Here is a 24775-nt window from a genome sequence, read left to right on the forward strand (position 1 = left end):
CTGAAAGCGAGGAAGAACCACATGCCCGTCGTCAGCGCCAGGATGACTCCGAGCACGAGCGGCAGCACCGCGGTCAGCATCAGGACGCGAGGGGGCCTCCGGGGCATGTCGGCCTCTACAGGTAACGGCTCGAGGACCTCCTCGTGGGTGACCGGGTGCCAGCCGTGGTCATCGACCAACTCGACGCGGCACCGACTCGAGCCGAGCCGGATGGCGACCGCGACGGTGATGTCTGCCGTGCCGATGGCCTGCTCGTCGACGAATGTCCCGTTCGCCGAGTCCAGGTCCTCCAGCAGAACGGCGTCCTCACTGATCGTCAGGAGGGCGTGCCTCCTCGATAGCGCCGGGTCGCTGATCTCGATGTCGCACGATGCGCGGCCGATGGTGTACCTGCCACGCGTGAGAGGAATCACCTGGCCGGCATCCGGACCCGAATGGACGACGAAGACGAGATGCTGAACCTGCGCGGTTCCCGGGCTCGCCAGTGCCCCGCAGACGATGGTCGCGCCGTCCGTCAGCTCACTGCCGAGGGTATCCGCTGCACCCAGGGGTACGCCGTCGACAGAGAACGGTCCGGGGTACCCCGCCGCTTCCAGGCGACCCGCGAGTGCAGCACCCGTGCGAAGCTGCGCGGTATCGACGACGATCTCACGGGCGGGGAAGGCGGACGGGGGAGCGCTTGCCAGGGTGACGTGTCGTTCCATGGGGCCTCCTGCGGTGATATCTCCCTCCGAGGCTAGGGGTGGTCCTGCTCGAAAGGACGGGTGCGCCCGGTCATGTGGATAACACCTGAGCGGGTGAGGCCAATGGCCTGTTCGGATCCTCGTCGGATGCGGCTGGTCCGTGTGGTCTCGCGCCCTTCCGGTGACCCCCCCCCCGGATGTGAGTTCTACGACAGGGATCGCCTGCAGGAAGGTGGTGAGCATCACCGGACGGCGCGCCCTGCGGCCCCTGAGGGTCAGGGCTCGCCGGTGCACTACGGCATAATTGGGACCAAACGTCACCACGGGAGTTATTTTGAGCGTAGATCTAGTCGTCGTCGGATCGGGCTTCTTCGGCCTGACAATAGCCGAGCGGGCCGCCAGCCAACTGGGCCTGAAGGTAGCCGTGCTCGACCGTCGCCACCACATCGGAGGCAACGCGTACAGCGAGAACGAGGCACGGACCGGAATCGAGGTGCACCGCTATGGAGCGCACCTCTTCCACACCTCGAACGAGCGCGTGTGGGACTACGTCCACAACTTCACGGAATTCACCCAGTACGTACACAAGGTCTACACGCGCCACAAGGGCGAGGTGTATCCGATGCCGATCAACCTCGGCACGATCAACCAGTTCTTCCGGACCGCCCTCGGCCCGGCGGAGGCCCGAGCGCTCATCCAGGAGCAGGCCGGCGAGCTCGCAGGCACGGATCCCCAGAACCTCAACGACAAGGGCATCCAGCTCATCGGGCGTCCGCTGTACGAGGCCTTCATCAAGTACTACACCGGCAAGCAGTGGCAGACGGACCCGAAGGACCTGCCCGCCGAGATCATCTCGCGACTCCCGGTGCGCTACACCTACGACAACCGGTACTTCAACGACAAGTACGAGGGTCTGCCGGTCAACGGCTACACCGCGTGGATCGAGCGGATGGCGGACCACCCCAACATCGACGTGCACCTGAACACGGACTTCTTCGACGAAGGCCACGAGTACTCGCGCTCGACGACGCTCGGGCAGGTTCCCGTCATCTACACGGGACCGGTCGACAGGTACTTCGACTACGCCGAGGGCGACCTCTCCTGGCGCACGATCGACCTCGAGGAGGAAGTCCTGCCCATCGAGGACTTCCAGGGGTGCTCGGTCATGAACTACCCCGACGAGGATGCCGCCTACACCCGCATCCACGAGTTCCGCCACTTCCACCCGGAGCGGGACTACACGAAGGACGCGACCGTCATCATGCGGGAGTATTCGCGCTTCGCAGAGAAGGACGACGAGCCGTACTACCCGATCAATACGAGCGACGACCGGGCCAAGCTCCTCGCGTACCGCGACCTCGCGAAGGGCGAGAGGTCCGTGCTGTTCGGCGGCCGCCTCGGAACGTACAAGTACCTCGACATGCACATGGCCATCGGCTCAGCACTCAACATGTTCGACAACAAGATCACGCCGCACTTCACTTCGGGAGTAAAGCTGGAAAGTGGAGGAGTGGACGCATGACGCAGAAGTCGACCGTCACGACCGCGGAGGGCCAGGCTGATAGGGAAGACCAGACATGGCACACTCTCCAGAGCGTCATCCTCCCGCAGCAGAGCCAAATGGACACGGCTGGGCTGTACGTGGATACAGGTAGTGCTTTCGGGGTGCAGCTGAACACGACCGATGGCACTGTCGTAGGTTCCTCGGCGGGTGCGGTGTCCGATTCCACCCGTGAATTGCACGTCGAGGACTTCCAGTCGCGGCGGTCGACGTCCGTGCGACCCGGCGAGCGCGTCTCCTTCGGCACATATTTCAATGCATTCCCTGCGAGCTACTGGCGTCGGTGGACGAATCTCCGCGACGTGCGCCTGCAGGTGCGCACGGAGGGGTCCGGTGTGGTGACCGTCTACAAGTCGAACGCACGTGGAGCGCTGCAGCACGTTCAGACCGCGAGAGTCGAGGGAACCACCTCGAGCGCCTTCGACCTTTCCCTTCAGCCCTTCGGCGACGGCGGCTGGTACTGGTTCGATCTCATTGCGGGGAGCGAGAGTCTCCTTCTCAAGGAGGCGGACTGGCTCGCGAGGGGCGAGGAGCCTCGACGAGGCAGCATCACCCTGGAGATCACGACGCTGAACAAGCCGGACTTCTGCCTGAACAACCTCCGGATCCTTGCAGGCAGCCCCGATGCAATCAGGGATGTCCAGGAAGTCCTGATCGTCGATCAGGGTACGCAAAAGGTCGCCAATCAGCCGGGCTTCGATGCGGTGAAGGCGCAGCTGGGGGAGAAGCTGCGGATTATCAACCAGGACAACCTGGGCGGTTCCGGCGGGTTCGCCCGAGGGATGTACGAAGCGGTCGAGAACGGCAGCGACTTCGCGCTTCTTCTCGACGACGACGTCGTCATGGAACCCGAGAGCATACCCCGCCTGTTGTCGTTCGCGACGCACTGCAAGTCGCCCACCATCGTCGGTGGGCATATGTTTGACCTCTACAACCGGACGGTTCTCCACACGTTCGGTGAGATCGTCAATCCATTCCGGTTTCAGCCGGACCAGCCCGTTGCTGAGCAGGTACTGGGTCATGATTTCGCGCGCGCGAATCTGCGTCAGACGCCCTGGCTGCACCGTCGCGTCGACGTCGACTACAACGGCTGGTGGATGTGCCTCATCCCGACGGAAGTCATCCGGGAGATCGGTCTGTCCCTGCCGGTGTTCATCAAGTGGGATGATGCCGAGTACGGCCTGCGGGCCAAGAAGGCGGGTTACGCCACGGTGTCCATGCCGGGCGCTGCCGTGTGGCACGTCTCCTGGATCGACAAGGACGATATGGTGGGGTGGCAAGCCTACTTCCACACTCGGAACCGTATGATCGCCGCCCTGATCCACAGCCCCTACGAGCGAGGCGGCCGGGTGGTCCGCGAGTCCGGATATTCGGACATCAAGCACCTCGTCTCGATGCAGTATCACACGGCGCGCGGTCGCGTCATGGCGATGCAGGACGTGCTCAAGGGACCGGACCAGCTCCACGAGATCCTGGCCAGCAAACTGCCGGAGATCCGGGCAATGGCTCGGGACTACACGGACGCGCAGTTCCAAACCGATCCAGACGCCTTCCCGCCACCGAAGATGGATAAGCCGCCCCGTCACGGACAGGGCTTCAAGGCTCCGTCCTACACAACCCTTGTACCGTGGGCCCTCAAGACCATCGTGCGCCAGCTCAGTGCACCAATATCGCAGTCGAGCCAACAGCGTCCGCAGGCATTCATCGCGCATCAGGACAACAAGTGGTGGCGCATGTCCCAGTACGACAGCGCTATCGTCTCCAACGCGGAAGGAACCGGTGCTTCCTGGTACCGGCGGGATCCGAAGGAGTTGCGCGCACTTCTTGCCGAAGCAGCTCGCCTGAACGCTGAAATCCTCCGCCGTTGGCCGAGCCTTCGCGATCAGTACCGTGATGCCCTGCAGGACATCACCTCCGTCGAGTCATGGAAGAAGACCTTTGAGTCCCACTCGCCAAAGGATCAGTGACGTGGCCGGCGCTGAACTCAGCACCCCTGGACTAGGCGGTGGCCTCCGGGACGTCCTGCGATCCCGGTATCTTCTGCGCCTGCTGGTGGCGAAGGAACTGAAGGTGCGATATCGGGGATCGGTTCTAGGTCTCCTCTGGTCCTATGTGAAGCCCGGCGTCCAGTTCGTCGTGTTCTGGTTTGCGCTCGGAATATTCCTGGGCATGAATCGCAACACCGAGAACTATCCCATATACCTCTTTTCCGGCATCGTCCTCATCAATTACTTCAACGAGGCGTTGGGGAACGCCGCCCGGTCGATCGTGGGCAATGGGGGGCTCATCAAGAAGATCTACCTTCCGCGCGAACTCTTCCCTGTCGCGTCCGTGTGGGTGTCTGCCGTGCACTTCGTACCGCAGCTGGTCGTGCTGCTCATTGCTTGTCTGATCGGTGGCTGGTCACCCGGCGTGGTCCAGATCGCTGCGGCAGTAGCGGGCTTCGCCATCGTGACGATGCTCGCGGTCGGTCTCGGTCTGTTTTTCGGCGCGGCTAATGTGTATTTCCGCGACTCAGAGAATTTCGTAGACATGCTGCTCATGATCGCTACGTGGGCATCGCCCGTCCTCTACTCGTGGACGATGGTGCGTGACGGGTTGTTCGATGCGTTCGGCACCGGCGCCGGAAATGTACTCCACCTGATCTATCAGGTCAATCCGCTCACCATCGCCGTCGAACTCTTCCACTTCGCATTCTGGATGCCTACGACAAGCGCCGAGCGGACCGATCCGCTACTGGCCGTTCCACCGAACCTGCTCGACGTCTGGACTCCGCTCGGAGTCGGCATCGCCATCCTAGTGCTCCTTGCAGGTCAGTTTACTTTCCGACGCCTTGAAGGCCGATTCGCACAGGAGTTGTAGTTGTGGCCATTGCCGTCGACGTGCAGTCGATCTCGAAGCAGTTCGTGCTCCGGCACACCCGGTCCATCAAGGAAGCGTTCGTCTGGATCGTTAAGGGTCGCAAGGGCGACCTGTCCCAGAAGTTCCATGCCCTGGACGGCGTCTCGCTGCAGGTGGAGCAGGGTGAATCCGTCGCGCTGCTGGGATTGAACGGGTCCGGGAAGTCCACGCTGCTCAAGCACATCTCCGGCGTCATGCTGCCGGACAGCGGGGCTGTGAGGACGCGCGGGAGAGTCGCGGGCCTGATCGAGGTCGGTGCAGGATTCCACCCGGATCTCAGCGGGAGGGATAATGTATACCTGAACGGCGCCATTTTGGGAATGACCGAGCAGGAGATCGAGGAGCGGTTCGAGAGCATCCTCGAATTCTCGGAGATCGGGCAATTCATCGACACCGAGGTCAAGTTCTATTCCTCCGGCATGTACCTCCGTCTCGCTTTCTCAGTCGCGATCCACACGGATCCGGAGATCTTCCTCATCGATGAGATCCTGGCTGTCGGTGACGAGCCGTTCCAGAAGAAGTGCCTGGCGAAAATCAAGGAACTGGGTGCCGCGGGCAAGACCCTCGTCGTGGTGAGCCACGACCTCGATTTGGTGTCGAGAGTGTGCCAGCGAGGAGTCCTTTTGGAACATGGGCGTGTGGTGATGGATGGCGACGTCGAGGACGTCGTCGCGCGCCTTCGCTCCTGACTCCATCCTCGGCGCTCACTAGCCCATCCTGTGCCGGAACCCCCGGTGACCGGCATCCTCGCCCCGCGCCCGAGTCGGCGCACTCCTGACGGTGAGTAAGAGACCCCCTTCCGGGGCTGCGGAACCAGCCGCCCCGGAAGTCCGGATCTTGTTGCCGACCGGGCCTCGAAGAGCCGCTACGTGTTCAGTAGGCCGAGAAGGTAGGCGCCGTATCCGCTCTTGACCAGGGGCTCGGCCCTGTCCTGCAATTCTTGGTCGGTCAGGAAGCCCTGCCGCCAGGCAATTTCCTCCGGTGAGCCGATCTTGAGCCCCTGTCGGTTCTCCACCGTGCGGATGAAGTTGGATGCATCGTTCAAGGATTCGAACGTTCCGGTGTCGAGCCAGGCGGTGCCCCTCGGCAGCACCTCCACATGCAGCTTTTTTTGTTCCAGGTAGGTCCTGTTGATATCCGTGATCTCCAATTCCCCGCGTGGGGATGGCTTCAAGCTCGACGCGATTGGGACGACGTCGGAGTCGTAGAAGTAGAGACCGGGCACGGCGTAGTGGCTGCGCGGGACGGCAGGCTTCTCTTCGAGCGAGATCGCCTTGCCCTCGTCGTCGAATTCGACAACTCCGTAGGCTGAGGGGTCGGCAACCCAGTACCCGAAGACAGCGCCGCCGTCGATATTCGCGAAACGCCGCAGCTGGGTGCCCATGCCCTGGCCATAGAAGATGTTGTCTCCCAGAACGAGCGCCACGGTTTCACTGCCGATGTGTTCGGCGCCGAGGACGAATGCCTGGGCAAGCCCGTCCGGTGAGGGCTGCTGGGCGTACGAGATCGAGACGCCGAACTTGCTTCCATCACCCAGAAGTCGTTCGAACTGTTCAGCGTCGTGAGGGGTGGTGATGATGAGGATGTCCCGGATACCGGCCAAGATCAGGGTGGACAGCGGATAGTAGATCATTGGCTTGTCGTACACCGGCATCAGCTGCTTGCTGATTCCGAGAGTGATCGGATGAAGTCGTGAGCCGGTTCCACCGGCAAGAATGATCCCGCGCATAATTCGATTATTCCCGTCCGGCTGGAAGCGTCAAAATCAACTGGCGGCGGTTCATTTTCGGGGCCCCAGTTTTTCAAGCCGATCCCTGTCGAGGGCTCCCATGCGTGCTTGAACACCGTCTCTGACTCCCCAACTAACGGCCCTCACCTGTGACCGTCGATTCTCACCCAAGATGATTCGCATGGCATGAGCTACGATCTCGATGCCCAATCGACGAGCGACCCAGAGGGGACTGCTCAAGAAGTACGTTCTAGTGATGGAGATCGCGTTGCGGGTCATGTAATAGACCCGGAACGGCGCATGCTGATTCACTGTCAAAGGGATGCCGTGGCGTCTCACTCTTCGACCAGCGATCGTTGCGGGCACCCGATGACCCAAGGCATGCTGCATATCCGTTTCGGGTACGGAAACGACGCTGTAGCCTGCTTGCCGGAGGCGTGCGGTCATCTCCGAGTCCACGCCGTCGATGAAGAATTCGGTTTTGAAGCCGCCAACGCCGCGTCCAATCGCGACCGCAAGGAGGCTTCCCGATTGGATCGGGTCGTAAGGATGATGGACGTCCTCGCGCTTCCGACCGGCGATGCGAACCCCGTTGTTGGCTGCTGGCGAGAGGATGCCGACCCTGAGATCCGACAACCGGTCATCGAGGAGGAAGGTCATCGCTTTGCTTGGGAAGTCGATTTCGGGAAAGGAGTCCTGATCGAGCGTGTAGAGCCACTCCACCTCCTGGGTAGCGGCTTCCTCGAGGGCAGTGTTCAGAGCTGCGGCTATTCCCCGGTTCTGCGGGTGCCGGATCACCCGCGCGCCGAGATCTTCCACTCTTCGAAGGACGGTCGCGCTTGCCGACCCTGACCCGTCGTCGACAACGACGACGGCAAGACCCTCCTCGATCAAAGCGCCTACGAGGTGGATCAGCTGCTCGGAGGGGCGGTAACTAGGTATCGCCACGAGCATGGAGCGTGGTTGCATCATTTCTCTCCTTCTTCGGGTGCGCCTTCGTCGCGCACGGATCGGACGGCGCGGAGTGCTGCGGGCGCGATGATCACGAAGAGTACTGCCTCGCTGGCGGCAACTCCTAGGGCGATCCCGACAAGGGAATCGGAAGCCGAGAGCACCACCATGAGGGTGATGCCGACGACGGCGGACGCGACCGTGGCGAGAAGAACGAATACATCCTTGCCGGCCGGAATGAGTAGATTCCGGATCAGTGGCGTTCCGAGGTTGATGAAGAGGAAGGCAATCCCATAGAGGAAACACGTCATCGGGGTAGCCGCAACCTCGGCTCCGAAGAGGATCGACGACGCAAAGGGGCCGAGACTCGTGAGGAACGCGGCCCCGACGGAGCCGAGAATGAGATGTGAGACGAAGGCTGCTGTATGGCGACGGATCTGATCACGACCAGTGACTTCGAGCGTCCATCCCTGAAACGTGTTGCCGAGGGCTACGGTGGTGAACAGCCCGAATCGGTAGAGCTGATCGGCTGAGGAGTAGACACTCGCACTCGCCTCGGATCCCCGGAAGGTGGCGATCGGGACCGGGACGGAAGAGTAAGCGCTCCCCGACACGTTGACGCCCGCTGATCCAAGTTGGCGCCTCGATTCCTGAAGAACCGCAGGCATCACGGGACGTATTTTAGTGCCGTCCTGGAAGTAGGACTTCTGGAACAGGACCAGGGAGACGCCTGAGAGCAGTATCAGAAGAGCAGGATAGTAGGTGATGATGCCTGTTGTGGCGATGAGAGGGATCGAGGCGACAGCTGAGATCACGCGCGGTAGGGTGTCGAAAATGCCCATTAGGCGGGGCGCGCCGATTCCCACACAGAACCACGCCGGGGAGAACCCGGACGCGGCGGTTGCCGCAGCCACTGCCGCTGCGTCCCAACGCAGTTCGGGCGCCGCCACCAGTGCCGTCAGGAGCACGACGATGGGCAGGACGATGACTGCGAGGAGCGCCCGGACCGCGAGGCTCTGACCGTACAGCTCGGCGCGCCGGTGTGCGGACGCGGTGCTGGCCACCAGGACTGTGCCCCGGATGTTCCAGCCCCAGAGGATAGCGGTCGCTCCGAAAGACCCGATAGCGATGGCAGAGACGATGCTCGCCCATCCTGTCGGTCCCGCGACACGGGCAATCACCGGGAGGAGGAGGAGGGGGGTCAGAATGCCAAGAAGGGGAAAGCCCGCGAATCCGCCGAGGCGCAGGATGATTGTTTTCAATGGGGCCTCGGTTGCGCGATGGGAAGGAACCTAGCAAGGCTACAGCGGGTATCGATCGCCTCCGCACCCGACGCGGTGGCGGCGAGCGGCGAGCGGACCGACAGCGGTAGGATCGAACAGCGCGCGAGTGCGTTGCCGCCGTCGCGCCGACGGTGTTCATGCGAAAGTCTCCAGCCACGTCATGACGACCGGACAAGCGAAGATCGGTTTCTATATACCCTTCTGGGGCAGCCTCACCTATCTGATGGAAGCGGTCGAGAGCGTCGTTGCTCAGACCGTAGACGACTGGACCCTCACTGTCGTCAATGACGCTCATCCTGATAGGGAGGTCGACCGGTATTTCGAGGACCTCGACGATCCGCGGATACAGTACGTCCGACTTCTCGAGAACATCGGGATCACTGGGAACTTCAGGTACTGCGTTGATTTGGCGGTGGAGCCGCTGGTAGTCATCCTCGGCTACGACGACCGGCTTGAGCCGCAATACGTCGAGACCGTTTTGCGCGCTCACGCGCATCACCCGTCCGCGACGATCATCCAGCCCGGTGTCGATGTCATCGACAGTGAAGGGTTGCCTGTGCGGACGCTCGTCGACACGGTAAAGCAGCGACTCCTCCGCCCTCCGGCGTCCGTACCCCTACTTTTGAAGGGTGACAGCCTGGCTTCCGGTCTAATGCTCGGCAACTGGCTTTACTGGCCCTCCCTCGCTTTCGAGCGGGACAGCCTCAAGGCGCAGGACTTCAGGGACGAGTTCTCCGTGATCCAGGATCTTGCTCTAATTCTTGATCTCCTCTTGGCCGGGGGCCGGCTCGCGGTGATCGACGACAAGGCCTTCAAATATCGCCGACACCAAGCCAGCGCCTCGTCGCTCGAACTCGTCGACGGGTCACGCCTCAGGGGCGAGCGTGAGTTTTTTGCCCTGGCGATCCGACTTGCAGAGGTTGCCGGCTGGCGCCGGACACGGCGCGCGGCCCGGCTTCATATCACGTCCCGCCTGCACGCGGTCGCCCTCGTTCCACAGGCCGTACGCCGCCGCGACGGCCGGGGAGTGTTCCGCCTGATCCGCCACGCCGTGGGTTCCTAGCACAGGACCCGGCGACGCGCGGTCCTGCTGGACATCAACACCCTACGAAGTCGTACAGTCGTGCTTCCCCTACTTGTGCGACGAGCTCGAAGTCAGGATCGTCGGCTATGTCTTCGATACCCGGATACCGATGTGAATCACCATGGACCTCCCGGAGGCCGAAGTCCAGTACGAAGTCGACAGCCGTGCGCGCGACCGCATCACATACAACCGGCATCGATTCGGCGTCTTTAAGGTGCTGGTCAATCAGCGTCTCGTCCGGGCTCGAGTTGGAGAGCGTGTGCTTGTAGGTCGTATTGCGATCGGCGAGTGCGAAAGCCAACGCAGCCCCCGTCCAAGGATTGACGGCTATGGTCGCTTGTTTCGGTACCAAGTCGTCGAGTTCGCCCAAGAGTGTTAATTCATCGGTGGAGATCAGCGCCGCTTCCGGAGTCACTTGATAAGCGGTGTGCGCGGACTCCACTGCGACTCTCATACTCCTTGTGTCGAGCACGGTGGGTATGAGGATGGCTACAGTGGCAAGAGCAGACACCGCCACGAGCGCGGGAGGGCGAGCTGCCCGCGTCGAATGCCCGCCGAGTGCCAGTGCTCTGCGCCGTGCCAGTCCGACGACGAGGTGATGCAGGCCGATGACGCTCAGCGGGGCTGCGATGAGCGGGGCCATCGCAGCGAGGCGGTAGGGGTCGTTGTACCATCCCCCGGTGATGAAGCTCCGGAGTTCGCTGATTTCGAAACCCGCAGCGACGATGAAGACGAAGGTCGAGATACCGAAGCTGCCCACGATCCAGACCGTTCTCGGATTACGAGCGCACGCTACGATGCCCGCTATCACCAGTGCACTGAGGCCCCATGCCGCCGGGCGTCCGAACGGAGCATTGAGCAGCGCTTCGCCGAATGCCTGTGAGGACGTTTCGACCCGGTCCCAGAAGGCCGCTGCAGCCGGAGGCCTAACAGCTGTCCAGATTTTCGACAGGGCGAAGATTCCGGCGCTCAACAGGCCGGTCCACGCGAAGGCGCGGTACCAGGCCCGATTCCGGAAGGCCTCGGCCATCAGGCGCACGTAAGCGGCGACGATGAGGGGGAGCCCGAGGGCGATGAGCGTGAGTGCGCCGTTCGGATGGGCGACGGCGATGCCTGGGAGGGCGAGAGCGCATAGGACCAGCGCAGTGCTTTGCCGGAACTTTGCCCTCGGGGCCTGAGCGATTGCGACAGCCATCAGCGCGAGCCCCGCGGGAACCATCGCGAACGCCAGGACATTCGGGTATAGGACACCGAAATCGAGAAGAAGGATCGGGAACGCACTGAAGCCCGACAGCAAAACTCCTGCTCCTAGGACGGCTGGGCGGGCGAGGGTCCATACTTGGCGAAGGAAGAATAGGCAGCTGAGGGGCCAAATCAGCCCGGCGATGAGCATATTCGCGGCAGTCACGCCGACCGTGAGCGGTACGCCGCTCATCTCGATCACCAGCGCGACGAAGCCATGCCATGCAGCGGGATAAAAGTAGGGCGGCTGCCCGGCCGCCGTCATGGAGATGATGGTGAGGGAGGAGGCATCCCCCGTGTCGAGGACCCACCGGACTGCGTTGAGATGGAAGATGTTATCGAAGGTCTGTGAAAAGTTCCCAGGGCGACCGATGATTCGAACGAGCTGCAGGGAGATCACGACCGCGGCGAGGAGAGCAGCCGCAGTGTAATAAATTTGGCGTCCGGTCTCTGGATCGGACTTTCTGCGGCGGGCTTCGGATTCTCGCTGTTCGTGTGCGCCCTGCTTGAGCGTCGCACCTGGACCTGCCGGCATACGACGCCTGTCTCGTAAACCGATGAGGAACCGTGCGCACCAGGCGATACCCCAGAGCACCAGGGTTGCCCCGGCGAAGGTCAGCGGCGTCCAGGCGAGTCGGAGGGTACCGGCTGCCATGGCGGCGATGCTAATGAGCGAGATCGACAGAAGGGGGGCCAGAGCCGCCGCGTCGAACACGCGCAGGCGGAGGATGACGCCGGCGACTACCCCGGGTACCAGCAGGATGGTCAGTCCGGCGAGCAGCCCGGGGATAGCAGCCGCCCAGTCCTGAAAGGTCGCGTCGATGGTAATCAGTCTCGCTTTTCTCTTCGGGGCACCGTCCACCGGGTATCGGGTGATCCTCTTCGGACGCGTGAGGGCGGGCCACAGCACCAATTGGCGGGAATATTTGCAGTCCCGTAGCTTTAGGGACTATGCACAGCAACACTCATGCGCAGGGCTTCCTTACTGTCCAGAAGTCTAACTGCGCTGCCGTCATCGCGGCGTACCGACCACCTCAGGCACTAGTGCGCCGCGTGTCGGGGCTGCTGGAGCAGTTGTCAACCGTTGTCATCGTCGATGACGGTAGTGGGGACGATGGCGATGTCCTGCGTCAGTGTCAGATGAAGGGCGCCCTGGTGGTGAAATCGGATGCGAACAACGGCATTGCCGCAGCATTGAACCGCGGTATCGCCGAGGTCCGTGCGAGCAGCCCGGGCGTCACGCACGTCATGACGTTGGACCAGGATTCGGTTCCGGCGGCCGGTTTCCTCGCGAGACTGGCGCGGGCGGGAGCGGACGCCGAGAAGAACGGTCTTCAGGTCGGTTCGGTAAGTCCGGGATTGGTCAACGGCTCGGCCGTACGATCCGGCGAACGGAATGGGACCTACGCCCTTGTGAGCGAGCCTATCCAGTCGGGAACGTTGCTGCCTCTCCGGACCCTTGAGGAGCTTGGGGGCCTTGACGAGTCGCTCTTCATCGACGGTGTCGATACGGATACCTACTGGCGTCTTCGGGCGGCGGGTTACGTCGCGATCTGCGCGACATCGGTAAGTTTGGAGCACGAACTGGGAACGCGTAGTCAGGTGACGTTACTCGGCAGGTCCTTGAGCTTTCGGGGGGTACCGGTCACCGTCATGCAGAGCGCTCCGTTCCGCTATTACTACCTCGTCCGCAATAGGTGTGAACTACTCAGGCGCTATGGACGCGCATTCCCGTCGGCCATGGCGCGCGGGGCTGCCCTCGATCTTCGCCACCTCGTCGTTGTTCTGGTACTGGGCACGGGCCGACGGAGCAGGATGCGGTACGCCGTGAGAGGTTTGAGTGACGGGCTGCGAGGCCGTGGGGGGAAGATGGGGGCGATGGTCGCGGACCACAGCGCGAAGGAGGCCGGCCATGAATAGGAAGATCCAGCGCGCCGGCCAGGAGCGACCATGGCTGCTCGTCATCATGCCCGCATGGAACGAGTCCGAGTCGGTCGGCGCAACCGTCCGCGAAGTGTTGGCGGCCGTGCCGGGCTGTGAAGTCCTCGTCGTCGACGACGGCAGCACAGACGGTACCGCCGATCTCGCCGAGGCTGCTGGTGCATCTGTCCTCAGGCTGCCGTACAACCTCGGCGTCGGGGGCGCCATGCGGGCAGGTTTCAAATATGCTCGCCGCTGGGATTTCGACCAGGCCATCCAGGTCGATGCTGATGGCCAGCACGATCCGAAGGACCTCATCGCCGTCGTCCGTGGACTGCAGCGGGCCGACATATCGATAGGTGCCCGTTTCGCCGAGCGGGGCGACTACTCCGTTCGAGGACCCCGCAAGTGGGCAATGACATTCCTTGGCCGTTCGATCTCTCTGCTAGCGAGAACTCGCCTGACAGACGTGACGTCGGGGTTCAGGGCAGCCAACAGACGAGCGATCGCCCAGTATTGCGAGCACTACCCCGCCGAGTATCTCGGTGACACCATCGATTCCTTGGTCGTGGCCATCCGCTCGGGACTGACGGTGACTCAGGTCCCCGTCGAGATGCGTCCGCGCCAGGGCGGACAGCCGAGCCACAACCCGCTCAAGGCAGCGCTGTACTTGGGCAGGAGCGGATTCGCACTCCTGATTGCCCTGACGCGGAAACGAACAGCGATCGCCCAAGAGGAGTTCAGCGCATGAGTACCCTTCTTCCCTTCCTCCTGGCGTTCGTGATCGTCGCGTTCATCATCTGGCTGCTGAGGCAACGAAAACTTAGGGAGAAGTACGCGATCCTCTGGATCGCGGTCGGAATAGCCACCCTGCTCCTCGCGGGCTTCCCGGGTCTATTGGCCGCCGTCGCGACCGGTGTCGGCTTCGTTGTCCCGGCGAATTTCCTCTTCGTGGTGGCAATCGTTCTCCTGCTCGGCGTCTGTCTTCATCTCTCCCTTGAGATCAGCGTCGTCGAGGACGAGACCAGGGCGCTGGCAGAAGAGGCCGCAATCCTCCGAAACCACCTCGAGCGCCTTGAGCGCAAGCTCGACAGCATCGAGGCCCCGGCGTCCGAGGACGGGAGAGGAAAGCGCGAATGCCGGTGAGAGCGAGTATCTGCATGGCGGCATACAACGGGGCCGCTTTCATCCAGGAGCAGATCAGCTCCATCCTCACCGACATCGGAAGCGACGACGAGCTCATCGTGATCGACGACAAATCTTCTGATCAAACCGCGGATCTCGTTGAAGCCATAGGAGACGCACGAATCAGGCTGTACCGCTCGCCGGAGAACTGCAGGTACGTCCGGACCTTCAGCAAGGCGGCAGAACTCGCACGCGGCGAGTACATCTTCTTTGCCGACCAGGACGACATCTGGATTCCGGGGCGGACGCAGCGTCTTATCGAGGCGCTCCGCGACCATGCGGTGGTAGCCGGCAATGTAGCTCGCTTCGGAGGGCCACCGACGCCCGCGCCTTGGTCATTGCGCGAAAAGGACTCCACCCACCGAGTTCGGAACACCCTAGGAACCCTGGTGGGTTACCGGCCCTACTACGGCTGTGCCATGGGGTTCCGCCGTGATTTCGCTGATGTCCTGCTACCGATGCCGGCATACCTCTTCGAGTCGCATGACCTGTGGATTGCTCTCGCCGCCAATCTGGCGGGGGAAATGCACCATGTCGAGTCGCCTCCTGTGCTGTACCGGCGACTCCACGACGACAACGAAACCCCCAGGGGATGGCGGGGACCGAGGCAGATACTGAAGGCCAGGATCATGTTGATTCACTGCCTGTTGACGGCGGCGGCCCGCCTGCGGAGACGCAGGCGGGCCGCACAGAGGCAATAGCGGAGTGAATCAGCGAGCCCGTGCCACTCCTGCGGCGGTACCCTGACCGGCTGCCCACCGTCCCGTCAGTGCGGCGTCGCCTCCATTGCCGTAAGCAAAGACCGAGTCGGCTCCGACTCGGAGGTTGCTGTTGGCGAGGAACCACTGGGCACCGCGCTTGAGTCCTACGGTCGTGTATCCGTTGTTGTCCCAGTCTCCGCTGAGAGGCGTGTCCGAGGCGTTGCCGAAGAGGAATGAGCCGGAGACTCCTGGGCGGATGTTGCTGTTCGTAAGGTAAAACTGCTTCGCGATGCCGCTTGGTCGAGCGACTCCCAGTGTGTCGTAGCCGTCGCGGTCCCAGTCGCCGACGATCGCGGTGTCCCCTCCAGCGCCGAAGACGATGCTTCCATCCGCAAATCCTGACGAGTTCGAATTCTTCAGGTGAGCCACGCCGTTCCTGTACACGCCGATTGTCTCCGTCCCGTTGCCGTCCCAATCTCCACAGATTGGTTGGTCGCTCCCGTTTCCGTACGCCAAGCGAACTCCTGCGTCACTCGCGCTGAGCGAGTTGCGGATCGTCCAGATGCCGCCGTAGAACGTGGCAGGGGTCGAGATTCCATCGCCGTCCCAGTCGCAGGACAGGACGGTATCGGTAGCGACGCCCATGTAGGAGCTCGACGGGTTGCCACCTCGGTAGTGCACCTCGCTCGAGCCGGCCGGGGCCAGTTGTCCGTTTGCCGACCCGGAGTTGCGGGCGAAGGCAGCAAGCTGGTCCGAGTTGCCGTTCCAGACGTTCGAGTCGCCGACGAAGGGACCACTCGAACTGTATTGCCAGACGGAGTAAGTGGCCCATCCACTTGGCATGTTGCCCGGTCCGGCTTGGTTATAGGCCGCCAGATGGAGCGGATGGTCGCTGAAGGCCCGCGAGTTGCCCGTGCATCGATTCCACCAGTCAGCTGTCGTATAGATCATCGGCAGTCGGCCGGTGCGAGCGCGCACGGTGTTCGAGAAATCCCGGATCCAGGAGACCATCTGGGCGGCCGACATGTTGTAGCAGTCGTTGCCCAGGGAGGGGTAGGGATTGTATTCGACGTCGAGGAGGGGCGGGAGCGTGCTTCCATCGGAGGTCCAGCCTCCGCCGCCATCGACGAAGTAGTTGGCCTGTGCCGCGCCCGAAGTGGTGCTGGGGAGTGCGAAGTGATAGGCGCCTCGAACCATTCCGACGCTTGCTGATCCGCCGTACTGCTGATTGAAGTAGGGATTCCGGTACCCGGTGCCTTCGGTCGCTTTGACATAGGCGAAGCGAGCTCCCTGGTTGTAGGCTCCTCGCCAGTCGACCTCAAACTGATGGCTCGAGACATCGATGCCCTGAATGCCCGGCGGACGCCATGTTGATGCTGCGGCCGCATTCGACGGTGAGGAAGCCTCTGTCCGGGCTGCTGCACCTTTAAGGCCCAACTCCTCCACGGCGTCATCGAGGACTTGCTCACGTTTCGTTGGGGCCTGCACATTGCCTGTTTCCTCTAGGCGGATAAGTCCCTGGCCCATGAAGGAGCCCAGCTCTCCGATCTCTTCGGCGAGCGTTGGCGTCGCGGGAGCGGACGCGCTCGGAGCGGGGGAGGGGGTGGGAGGCTCTGTCACCGAACTCGATGACGGGGCTGGCTGCCGCACGCCAGTACTGGCCGCGGTGCTGGGCGTACCAAGTCCCTCCACGGGTCCTGGGCTCGCTACAGCGCCCGATGGAGTCGGTGCCAGCGCAGTCTCGAGGGCTGTCGCCTCAGCGGGCGACGGTTCGACAACCCTCTGGGCGTCTGCCGGCACAGCGGGGAGTGCAAGGGCGACTGTCAACACCGCGACCGAGAGAAAATGGCGGCGTCGATTAAGGCGGCGATGTTTCATCAGGATTTCCGATGCAGTGGCATTAGTCATGGTCATATTTCTTCCGGTTGTATCGGCCATCAGTAGCGCAGGGAGACGCAACCCAGGAGGGTGTTGCCCGGTGAATAAGGGGAAATGCCTATGCCGTAGGTGCACACCTGGTATGCGCCACGCTGGGTGATCTGCGTCCGTGTCGTGTAGCCGTGTTGTCCACTGATCCCAAGGGCACTGTTCACATCCGTCCTCGGCTGTCCCGTGGGGAATGCGTACCCCTTCCGTGAACCATCCGGGTAGGTGATATAGGTATGGACCGAGGTGGAGGCAGGTGCCATGTCGCGGTCGACGGTCCAGCCACGCGCTTCCAGGAAGACACCGTTGCTCGTGCTGTCGATGCGTGCGGCGTCGAGGTATCCCCTCGGCGTCTCCGCGATGCCGGTATTCACCGAGGTGCAACCCAGCAGGGGATTCACCCCGGAAAAGGGACTGACAGCGATGCCGTAGGCGCAGACCTTGTAAGTGCCTGCAGAGCGCGCCGGGATGACTTCTTCATATCCGTGCGTCCCGCTCACGCCGAACACCGAGTTGACGTCATCCCGGGATCTGTTGGCGGTTAAGGCCGTGCCGGTCGTACGACCGGAGGGATCGGTGACATAGACGTGGACAGGAATGGAGACTGCAGAATTATCGCGTTCCATCGTCCAACCCCGGACACGCAAATTGACTGCGGAGGAGGTTTTTTCGACACTGACCTCATCGAGGCTTCCGATGGGTAGTGCTGCGCCCACGTTGATCGTCTTGCAGTCGAGAGACGTGTTGAAGTTCAAGCCGATGGCGAAAGAACACACCGAATATCGACCTGGAGCAGTAATCGTCAGGCTGTCTTCGTAGCCGTGCTGTCCGGTCACTCCATAGACTGCATTTACATCGGGACGAGCCTTGTTGGCAGTAAGGGGGTATCCGGTCCGGACCCCGTTGGGCGCGGTCACGTAAACGTGCATCGGCGTACTCACGGATGGACGGGTCGGATCGATGGACCAGCCCTTTACAACCAGTTTCACCGTTCCGGCCGACTGCACGACATTGACTCCATCGAAGGAACCGAACGGCGGCTCGGCATCGCTCACCTGCACCGTCTTGCATCCTAGTGAGGTGTTCTCACTCCCGCCGATGGCGAAGACGCAAACTTCGTAGCGGCCGGACCGGTTCACGGCGATATCGCCGACGAAACCGTGGTTACCGCCGATCGCCATCGCCGCATTCACATCCGGACGGCTCCCCGCGGCCTTGATGATGTAACCCTTGCGGACTCCGTCCGGTCCCGTCACATACGCATGCGCTTCCGTGGACAGCGCCGCATTGTTCGGGTCAACGGCCCACCCCTGCACCCTCAGGAACGCGGTGTCCTCATTGCGGGATGTCATCAGGCTGTCGTAAGAACCGATGGACGGCGTGCTCTTGAGGAGGACCGTAACCGTGGCAGCATCATTGCTGACGGAATCGATACGGACGCGGGTACCGGAATGAGCGGTGAAGGTCTGTCCCTGTTGCCAGGTGAGTGTGGAGTTCCCCCACCCCGAGCGAAGACTGTTCGGAGTCATGACGATCGAGGCGTTTCCGCTCCAGCCAAGGACGTCCTGCTTCGTGATCTTCACCCCCCGATTCCCGCCGACGGCCGTCGCCGCGTCGTTGCCAACCGGAGCACGGAGTTCCAGGTAGTAGGTCTCACCGCTTGCCGGATCCGTGAACTTGGCCGCTCGATTCGCATCAGTTCCTGCCCAAGGACGGAGAGTGAGGGCCTGGGATGACGTCGGCCGGCCCAGGTTGCGAATCTCGTCGCCACGACCAAAGCCCCCGTACTCCCACAAGAATGCGTTGATGCTGGGGGAGCTCACCTGTGCATACCCCATGAGGTCGGTGGTGTCGCTGTATTCAGCCGAGTAGCAGGAGGGATCGGCCCAGGATGCGCCCGAGCGCGGCACGTCCGCGCGGGCGTTGCCGCAGTAGAGCGAGTTGGCGTGGTGCAGACCCAGGACGTGCCCGAACTCGTGCGTTACAACGTTGTTCGTGAGTGCGGAGGGGTACGGCATGATGACGCGACCGCTGGTCGAGCTGTCGGTGAACCCGCCGCCGAGGATGCCCCAGGAGCCGTTGTAGTTCAGATCCGCGTGCGGCACGAAGATGACCAGCGACTCGTACGAGCGGTACTGCCAGTTCAGCTCGCGGGTGACCGTTGCCATGATCGTGCCGTACGAGTCGGTGATTCTTGCCGCGGACTTGTGCCGCAACTCATTCACTTTCGTCAACTTCAGCCGTCCTGCGGACGCCGAATTCCAGTAGTTGTGTGCGCTGGTGATCGAATTGCGAGCAGCCGTCATGTTAATCGCATCGGTATCGGCAATTGTCTTCCCCGACAGTTGCACCGTGACGAGCGTGACCTTAAATTCTCCGGTCCGAGGAGCGATTGCCGCAGAGCCGGCGCTGCCGTCGAGGCTCAGGGGTGCGGCCGCCTTCATGGGGGTCAGGGGCTGCGCGAAGTGTTCGCCGTATCGGGCGTTGGAGTTCGGGTCGTTGAGCGGATTCCATGTGAGGTCCGGAACGAAGGACGTGATCTCCTCCTGGTTTCCTGGTTCGGCACTGGCCGTCGTGGACGCGGCATCAGGTTCTTGAGGCTCCGGCGCCGTCGAGGTGCCTGCGTCACGGGGAGCCGGTTCGATGGGAGCGGTCGTTGCCGACTCCGCAGCGGGTGCACCGTCCGTCGTGCTGGGCAGTGCCGTTGTGGAGGGGGCAGCCGGGGCCGTCGTTGCGGAGGTCGAGGGCGCCGGTGCGGCGTCCGTCGCTACCGCGGGTACCGCGCTGCCCATCAGACCGATGGACAGTATCGCGGCGCACAGGAGTCGAGCGGGGGAGGGCAAGGTCACGGGTTTCTCCAGCGGAATCCGGGCGTCAGCCAGGCGAGTGAATCCCGAGAAGACTACATACGTGTTACTGCTGTGACGAACGTTTCCAGAGTGAAGGAAGAATCTTAGGTAAAACCTGCGGAAGTTGATGCATTCCTCTCGGCGTGTCGCCTTCCAATGCGTGTTGCGTGATGGGCGAACTAGCTGCGCCCATACGCCGTAAGCCCTAGTAGGGCCGGAAGGCTCCTAGTACTGTGATCGCCGGTGGGAACTCATCCGCCGGCGCAGCAGATCGCCGAGGTGCATGTCCTCGTGAGCGACGCCGTCGCCGACTACGAGGAACGCTTCGTGCTCGGGCTCCTCCCGCCGCTCGGTCAGCTCGACATCGCACGCAAGCAGATCTACGACGCTTTAGCCGGTTTCGGAGCACTGCAGCCCCTTTCGGACGTCCCTACTGTCGAGGAGAACGTCACGTCGGCGGTTTCGAGAAATGCAAGGTAGGCCTGACTGCAGCCGGAGCTTCCACGGCTCGGCGTTCCAGGACTGCATGTTTGACCAGGGTCTAACTTCGCCGGCGCGAAGGAGCCGAATTGGTCCCTGCGCTCGTGTCCACAACGTCCCATTGCATATTGTCATCGTCGGCGAAGCCCGCGGCATCCCCGTCTTCGGCTCTACAGCAGCGACGCGGCACACCAGCACCACCGGGCACACCAGGATGGAATTGTCCGAGGTTTCCCACCCGTGGGTCGACAACCGTCCCGTGGAGCGGGACCACGCCGGGGACGTCTTGTGCATGTCCGAGGGAACCGCTTCAACGCAGACAACAGCGACAAGTTCTGGTTGGTGGACTAGCGGGTTGGGACGAGCGACGGGCCAATAAGTCAAAGGCGCCGCCCCAAAACGCAGACAATGGAAGCGCACAACCGAGGCGCACAATACAATCACCTTTGACAACGGCTCCACAATTGTTGTGTCGGTCCATCTCCGTGGCCGAAAATACGAAGATGACGTACTGCTCTACGTCCAGCGGAATGTCGAGATCAACTTCGGCATCGTCTACGTCATCAGCAACGGCCGAGCGTTCAACAGCGCGGCCTTTGCTGCGACTACCTTCGCGCCAACGAAATCACGGCTCGTCATGATGAACGCGAACTACACAGCAGAGGCAATCATCGCTCGAATCACCTCGACGGAGATGCTCGGTCGCTTCGACAATGAAATCTTCTGCCGGCACGATCCCGCCCGCCTTAAATACGTTTAGTGCAGCAGCAACCCCTATCCTTTTGAGGGTGGCACTGCTCTCGTCGTTCTAACGCTTGATGACGCTCTCGCAGGGCACTGGGGCGGCGTTCTTGTACCAAATCGGGGCGATCTCGAAGTTGTAATAGGGCCCGCTGGTTCTGCAAAACTCGACCGCTTTGGCGTGCTCGCCAGTCCATACAGGTCCGCCGTCCCTGCGTGTCCCTGGCTGGAAGTACATGGAAGCGAATAGCACTACTAAACCGAGGACTGTAGCGATCGGGGCCGCTGGTGAGATCTTGCTAAGAACACGACCGATGAGCGGACCAAGAGCCAGAACGAACATGGTTGGCACGACGCTGTAGCGAGGGAACAGGAACAGCTCCTTCCAGTCCAAAGCCTCGAATGTCGAGAAGTCCAAGTACTCAGCTGGATTGGCAAGAACACACGCGACCCACACTAGGACCGATGATCCTAAGAAGATTGACGCCAGTAGTCGGTCCGGTGTCCCACCAAGAGCGAAGACTACGGCAGCACCCGCAAGCATCAACAGACTTGAGAGTATGACCGGAACCGGCCCAAAGTTTATGACCGAGGCCGCAACTGTTCCAGGATCACCCTGCACGATCGGCCCAGCTGTATTTAGGAACCACCCGTAGATCACGGACAAGGGCTCGAGGCGGTAGTTCGTATCCCCATCGCGTGGATATTTGAGAGTTGTAAAGGCTTGGCATGCAAGTCCTATTGTTAGCCCAACCCGTGCCGGAATCATCGCTCGATCTCTAAACCTATAAAAGAATAGGGGCACGAAGAGGATGGAGATGATCTCCGTCAGCGAAGTAGCGACGGCTACCGCAAACAGCATCGCTCCTTCGGCGTTCGAACGGGCGGGCTTGATGAGGAGCCAGGGCGTAAGCCACAGAAGGTACCAGTGGAAGTTAGCCAGATTGCCTAAGGTTTCTATGGCGCCGACATTGACGAGGACCGGGATGGCGGCCCAGGTGGCGCGCATCCACGTTTTGTCGCTGACGGCTTTCGAACAATGAAAGGTTAGAAGCGCGACCGTCGCAACGGCCACGCAAGAAAGCACCGTAATCACGTTCGCCCACGCTTCGACTGGAAACGCTCGAACGACAACCGTGGCGAGGATTCGCGGGATAAAGTGTAAGTAACCGGCATACGGCTGGAACGGTGTCCAAATGCTGCCCCCGGCGAGAGCTTGTGCTATGAAGACGTTACCGTCTTCCGCCCAGACGACGCCTTGATCCCGCGGTGGAATGCGCCACAGCGCAATCAGTGTCACGGCGATAAGGGCTAACGGGTAGCCTACGAACCGAGTAAATGGTGCTACTACTCTGGCGCCTACTCGTTGCCGCTTCGGCTGCGCGGCAGGCTGCGGTGGCAAAACAGCTGTAATCGACATGGGTCCCCTCCGAGTCCGTTCACAAGCCTACTAGGGGATTCACTCCGGGTTGTCACCGCTGCTAGCTCCGCTCACTCTCGTTTTGAGCAGGGAACGCCGCGCGATGGCTGGCCTGAAATTCCGCCGCCGCCCCGTCCCGACTGTGTCCCTGCTTAGGCCCTCTGATCGTGTGCACTGGACGACGGAGAAGGCACCACCGGTGTCGGCTGTGCTTTCGTGTTCAGATAGCCGCAGGTAGACGGTCAGGCGGTTTGCGATTGCTTGGACGCGAGCGCTTGAGTAACCACAACGGGTTGAATGCTCGATGGAGCGTGAGGCTTAGATTGACGCGTCAGTGGTGAAGTGCCGGCAGGTCGAGGGACTACGCCCCGGCCGCGACGGCTAAGGACTTTGCCGGGAGACGCGGTTGATGCAAAGCAGGCGCCGCCGGTGACCATAGGGTCAGCTCATGACTGCGCAACCTCGTTCCATGGCTTTCACTGATCCTGCTGAAGAGGTGGCGGTGACTCAACGGCAGATCTGGCCCTTGTAGAGTCTGGCGATGTGCCAGCAATTTAGGTTGGCAGCCGCAGCCAGTGGCGTGTGGAGCGGACAAAGCTGGAGGAGTACATCACCCGCATATACGAACAAGCCGAGAAGCAGCGCGCCAAAGTGACCCCAGATCATTATGAAGGGACCTGACCTCCTGGCGCTAGGATCTCGATCGTGGTTCAGGCGGCGCTCGCGCCGAGCTTACCCGCTGATGGCATACGCGCCCTATGGCAACCGGCCTGCGCGCCTTTTCAGGTCCACCTCGAGCGCGGCGCTCCTCCCGGTCATACCTCCCGCTTCGCCGTCATACGGATGACGTAGGCTGGAATCACCATGGCAGCCACCGATTTTCCCGCAGAGATCCGCGCCCTTCGCGCCAAGTACCAGTCCATCGAGCAGGTGTCCGATGTCGAGGGGATCCGCAAGGACATCGACGAACTGAGCGAGGAAGCCGGCGCACCGGACCTCTGGGACGATCCCGCCGCGGCGCAGAAGGTGACGTCGAAGCTGTCCCACCGGCAGTCGGCGCTGGAACGCCTGGAGACCCTCGACAGCCGCATCGACGACCTCGAGGTGCTCGTGGAACTCGCCGAGGACGAGGGCGACGAGGACTCACTGGCCGAGGCCGAGAAGGAACTCATCTCACTCAGCAAGTCCCTCGACGACCTGGAGATCGTGACGCTGCTGGCCGGAGAATGGGATGAGCGCGAAGCCGTGGTCACCATCCGTTCCGGGGCCGGGGGAGTGGATGCCGCCGATTTCGCCGAGATGCTCCTGCGCATGTATCTCCGCTGGGCGGAACGGCATGGCTACCCGACGCAGGTTCTGGACACCTCCTACGCGGAGGAGGCGGGCCTCAAGTCCGCGACGTTCGAGGTCAAGGCGCCCTATGCCTTCGGCACCCTCTCGGTCGAAGCCGGCACGCACCGCCTCGTCCGCATCAGCCCCTTCGACAACCAGGGCCGCCGGCAGACGTCCTTCGCCGCCGTCGAGGTCATCCCCCTCATCGAGCAGACGGATGTCATCGAGGTCCCGGACAACGAGATCCGTGTCGACGTCTTCCGCTCGTCCGGCCCCGGCGGCCAGTCGGTCAATACGACCGACTCCGCGGTGCGCCTGACCCACCTGCCCACCGGGCTCGTGGTGTCCATGCAGAACGAGAAATCGCAGATCCAGAACCGCGCCGCCGCCATGCGCGTGCTCCAGTCCCGGCTCCTGCTGCTGAAGAAGCAGCAGGAGGATGCGGAGAAGAAGGCCTTCGCCGGTGACGTCAAGGCCTCCTGGGGCGACCAGATGCGCTCCTACGTCCTCAACCCGTACCAGATGGTCAAGGACCTCCGCACCAACCACGAGGTGGGCAACACCTCCGCGGTGTTCGACGGCGAGATCGACGATTTCATCGACGCCGGCATCCGCTGGCGCACGAACAACCGCAACGACGCCGCGTAGGCACTACGCGAATCCTGGGGCCAACCACCTGTTCTTCCGTGCATCTCTTGCGCGCGACACACCGGCGGTATAAAGGGCTCTTCGTGACGCCGTCGTTATAGTCGGAGAGCCGACGCTTCCTTCCCCCAGCAAATGCCCG

19 protein-coding genes and 1 pseudogene are annotated in these 24775 nt (G+C 62.2%); 12 read left to right on the forward strand and 8 right to left on the reverse strand.

What is annotated here, in order from left to right; genetic code table 11:
• Window positions 1-206: 206 nt before the first annotated feature.
• A pseudogene (locus AC1MFI_RS10615) lies at window positions 207-1130 on the reverse strand (FHA domain-containing protein); the annotation flags it as partial.
• Between AC1MFI_RS10615 and glf the strand changes: the two are divergent.
• Genes glf through AC1MFI_RS10635 form a run of 4 tightly spaced genes read left to right on the forward strand, consistent with a single transcriptional unit; the run spans window position 1018 to window position 5834 of the window.
• Window positions 1018-2205 carry a UDP-galactopyranose mutase gene (gene glf / locus AC1MFI_RS10620; protein ID WP_400483998.1) on the forward strand — a complete coding sequence of 396 codons (1188 nt, stop codon included), beginning with the start codon at window positions 1018-1020 and terminating at the stop codon, window positions 2203-2205. The pseudogene AC1MFI_RS10615 and the gene glf sit on opposite strands and share 113 nt — an antisense overlap.
• Window positions 2202-4211, forward strand: coding sequence for a glycosyltransferase (locus AC1MFI_RS10625; protein ID WP_479816754.1), 2010 nt, complete (start codon window positions 2202-2204; stop codon window positions 4209-4211). Before glf ends, AC1MFI_RS10625 begins: the two co-directional genes overlap by 4 nt.
• A complete protein-coding gene (locus AC1MFI_RS10630; RefSeq protein WP_479820850.1) occupies window positions 4204-5106 on the forward strand; it encodes an ABC transporter permease in 903 nt (300 codons plus the stop codon). The genes AC1MFI_RS10625 and AC1MFI_RS10630 overlap by 8 nt, the downstream gene beginning before the upstream one ends.
• 2 nt (window positions 5107-5108) lie before the next feature.
• Window positions 5109-5834: an ABC transporter ATP-binding protein gene (locus AC1MFI_RS10635; RefSeq protein ID WP_479816756.1), complete on the forward strand. Its 726-nt coding sequence runs from the start codon at window positions 5109-5111 to the stop codon at window positions 5832-5834.
• Between the two features lie 176 nt (window positions 5835-6010).
• Here the strand turns inward: AC1MFI_RS10635 and rfbA are convergent, their stop codons facing one another.
• The 3 genes from rfbA to AC1MFI_RS10650 are packed head-to-tail and all read right to left on the reverse strand — an operon-like array spanning window position 6011 to window position 9087.
• Entirely contained in the window at window positions 6011-6874 is an 864-nt protein-coding gene (gene rfbA / locus AC1MFI_RS10640; protein ID WP_479816758.1) for a glucose-1-phosphate thymidylyltransferase RfbA, read from the reverse strand.
• Window positions 6875-6925: 51 nt separating this feature from the next.
• A complete protein-coding gene (locus AC1MFI_RS10645; protein WP_479816760.1) occupies window positions 6926-7846 on the reverse strand; it encodes a glycosyltransferase in 921 nt (306 codons plus the stop codon).
• Window positions 7843-9087 (reverse strand): polysaccharide biosynthesis protein, encoded by a 1245-nt coding sequence (locus AC1MFI_RS10650; protein WP_479816762.1) that lies wholly within the window; start codon window positions 9085-9087, stop codon window positions 7843-7845. Before AC1MFI_RS10650 ends, AC1MFI_RS10645 begins: the two co-directional genes overlap by 4 nt.
• Before the next feature lie 181 nt (window positions 9088-9268).
• On the opposite strand from AC1MFI_RS10650, the gene AC1MFI_RS10655 reads away from it, so the two are divergent.
• On the forward strand, window positions 9269-10171 hold the full coding sequence (locus tag AC1MFI_RS10655) for a glycosyltransferase (RefSeq protein WP_479816764.1): 903 nt from the start codon (window positions 9269-9271) through the stop codon (window positions 10169-10171).
• A 34-nt stretch (window positions 10172-10205) separates the two neighbouring features.
• Here AC1MFI_RS10655 and AC1MFI_RS10660 read toward each other — a convergent pair whose 3' ends face one another.
• Window positions 10206-12296 carry a DUF6541 family protein gene (locus AC1MFI_RS10660; RefSeq protein ID WP_479816766.1) on the reverse strand — a complete coding sequence of 697 codons (2091 nt, stop codon included), beginning with the start codon at window positions 12294-12296 and terminating at the stop codon, window positions 10206-10208.
• An 89-nt stretch (window positions 12297-12385) separates the two neighbouring features.
• On the opposite strand from AC1MFI_RS10660, the gene AC1MFI_RS10665 reads away from it, so the two are divergent.
• The 4 genes from AC1MFI_RS10665 to AC1MFI_RS10680 are packed head-to-tail and all read left to right on the forward strand — an operon-like array spanning window position 12386 to window position 15240.
• Complete coding sequence (locus AC1MFI_RS10665; protein ID WP_479816768.1) at window positions 12386-13354, forward strand: glycosyltransferase; 969 nt, start codon at window positions 12386-12388, stop codon at window positions 13352-13354.
• A complete protein-coding gene (locus tag AC1MFI_RS10670) occupies window positions 13347-14105 on the forward strand; it encodes a glycosyltransferase family 2 protein (protein WP_479816770.1) in 759 nt (252 codons plus the stop codon). Before AC1MFI_RS10665 ends, AC1MFI_RS10670 begins: the two co-directional genes overlap by 8 nt.
• Window positions 14102-14500: a DUF2304 domain-containing protein gene (locus AC1MFI_RS10675; protein WP_479816772.1), complete on the forward strand. Its 399-nt coding sequence runs from the start codon at window positions 14102-14104 to the stop codon at window positions 14498-14500. Before AC1MFI_RS10670 ends, AC1MFI_RS10675 begins: the two co-directional genes overlap by 4 nt.
• A 14-nt stretch (window positions 14501-14514) precedes the next feature.
• Window positions 14515-15240, forward strand: a complete 726-nt coding sequence (locus AC1MFI_RS10680) for a glycosyltransferase (RefSeq protein ID WP_479816774.1) — start codon at window positions 14515-14517, stop codon at window positions 15238-15240.
• A gap of 9 nt (window positions 15241-15249) precedes the next feature.
• On the opposite strand, the gene AC1MFI_RS10685 is transcribed toward AC1MFI_RS10680, so the two are convergent.
• Window positions 15250-17148: a lysozyme gene (locus AC1MFI_RS10685; protein ID WP_479816776.1), complete on the reverse strand. Its 1899-nt coding sequence runs from the start codon at window positions 17146-17148 to the stop codon at window positions 15250-15252.
• 29 nt (window positions 17149-17177) lie between these two features.
• Window positions 17178-20015: a zinc metalloprotease gene (locus AC1MFI_RS10690; RefSeq protein WP_479816778.1), complete on the reverse strand. Its 2838-nt coding sequence runs from the start codon at window positions 20013-20015 to the stop codon at window positions 17178-17180.
• A 243-nt stretch (window positions 20016-20258) separates the two neighbouring features.
• Between AC1MFI_RS10690 and AC1MFI_RS10695 the strand changes: the two genes are divergently transcribed.
• Together AC1MFI_RS10695 and AC1MFI_RS10700 are read left to right on the forward strand one after the other, a co-directional pair.
• Window positions 20259-20495: a hypothetical protein gene (locus AC1MFI_RS10695; RefSeq protein WP_479816780.1), complete on the forward strand. Its 237-nt coding sequence runs from the start codon at window positions 20259-20261 to the stop codon at window positions 20493-20495.
• 469 nt (window positions 20496-20964) lie between these two features.
• Window positions 20965-21255 (forward strand): hypothetical protein, encoded by a 291-nt coding sequence (locus AC1MFI_RS10700; RefSeq protein WP_479816782.1) that lies wholly within the window; start codon window positions 20965-20967, stop codon window positions 21253-21255.
• Between the two features lie 48 nt (window positions 21256-21303).
• On the opposite strand, the gene AC1MFI_RS10705 is transcribed toward AC1MFI_RS10700, so the two are convergent.
• Entirely contained in the window at window positions 21304-22536 is a 1233-nt protein-coding gene (locus AC1MFI_RS10705; RefSeq protein ID WP_479816784.1) for a hypothetical protein, read from the reverse strand.
• Window positions 22537-23520: 984 nt separating this feature from the next.
• On the opposite strand from AC1MFI_RS10705, the gene prfB reads away from it, so the two are divergent.
• A complete protein-coding gene (prfB, locus tag AC1MFI_RS10710; protein WP_479816786.1) occupies window positions 23521-24636 on the forward strand; it encodes a peptide chain release factor 2 in 1116 nt (371 codons plus the stop codon).
• The last annotated feature ends 139 nt before the right edge of the window (window positions 24637-24775 follow it).

The organism is Arthrobacter sp. BC5, assembly GCF_056680255.1.

Excerpts from the sequence above, each read along its gene's own strand:
- AC1MFI_RS10680 (WP_479816774.1), top strand. The coding sequence starts at position 14,515 with ATGGCGGCATACAACGGGGCCGCTTTCATCCAGGAGCAGATCAGCTCC.
- AC1MFI_RS10645 (WP_479816760.1), bottom strand. The coding sequence starts at position 7,846 with ATGATGCAACCACGCTCCATGCTCGTGGCGATACCTAGTTACCGCCCC.
- AC1MFI_RS10670 (WP_479816770.1), top strand. The coding sequence starts at position 13,347 with ATGAATAGGAAGATCCAGCGCGCCGGCCAGGAGCGACCATGGCTGCTC.
- AC1MFI_RS10625 (WP_479816754.1), top strand. The coding sequence starts at position 2,202 with ATGACGCAGAAGTCGACCGTCACGACCGCGGAGGGCCAGGCTGATAGG.
- prfB (WP_479816786.1), top strand. The coding sequence starts at position 23,521 with ATGGCAGCCACCGATTTTCCCGCAGAGATCCGCGCCCTTCGCGCCAAG.
- AC1MFI_RS10665 (WP_479816768.1), top strand. The coding sequence starts at position 12,386 with ATGCACAGCAACACTCATGCGCAGGGCTTCCTTACTGTCCAGAAGTCT.
- rfbA (WP_479816758.1), bottom strand. The coding sequence starts at position 6,874 with ATGCGCGGGATCATTCTTGCCGGTGGAACCGGCTCACGACTTCATCCG.
- AC1MFI_RS10685 (WP_479816776.1), bottom strand. The coding sequence starts at position 17,148 with ATGACTAATGCCACTGCATCGGAAATCCTGATGAAACATCGCCGCCTT.
- AC1MFI_RS10655 (WP_479816764.1), top strand. The coding sequence starts at position 9,269 with ATGACGACCGGACAAGCGAAGATCGGTTTCTATATACCCTTCTGGGGC.
- AC1MFI_RS10675 (WP_479816772.1), top strand. The coding sequence starts at position 14,102 with ATGAGTACCCTTCTTCCCTTCCTCCTGGCGTTCGTGATCGTCGCGTTC.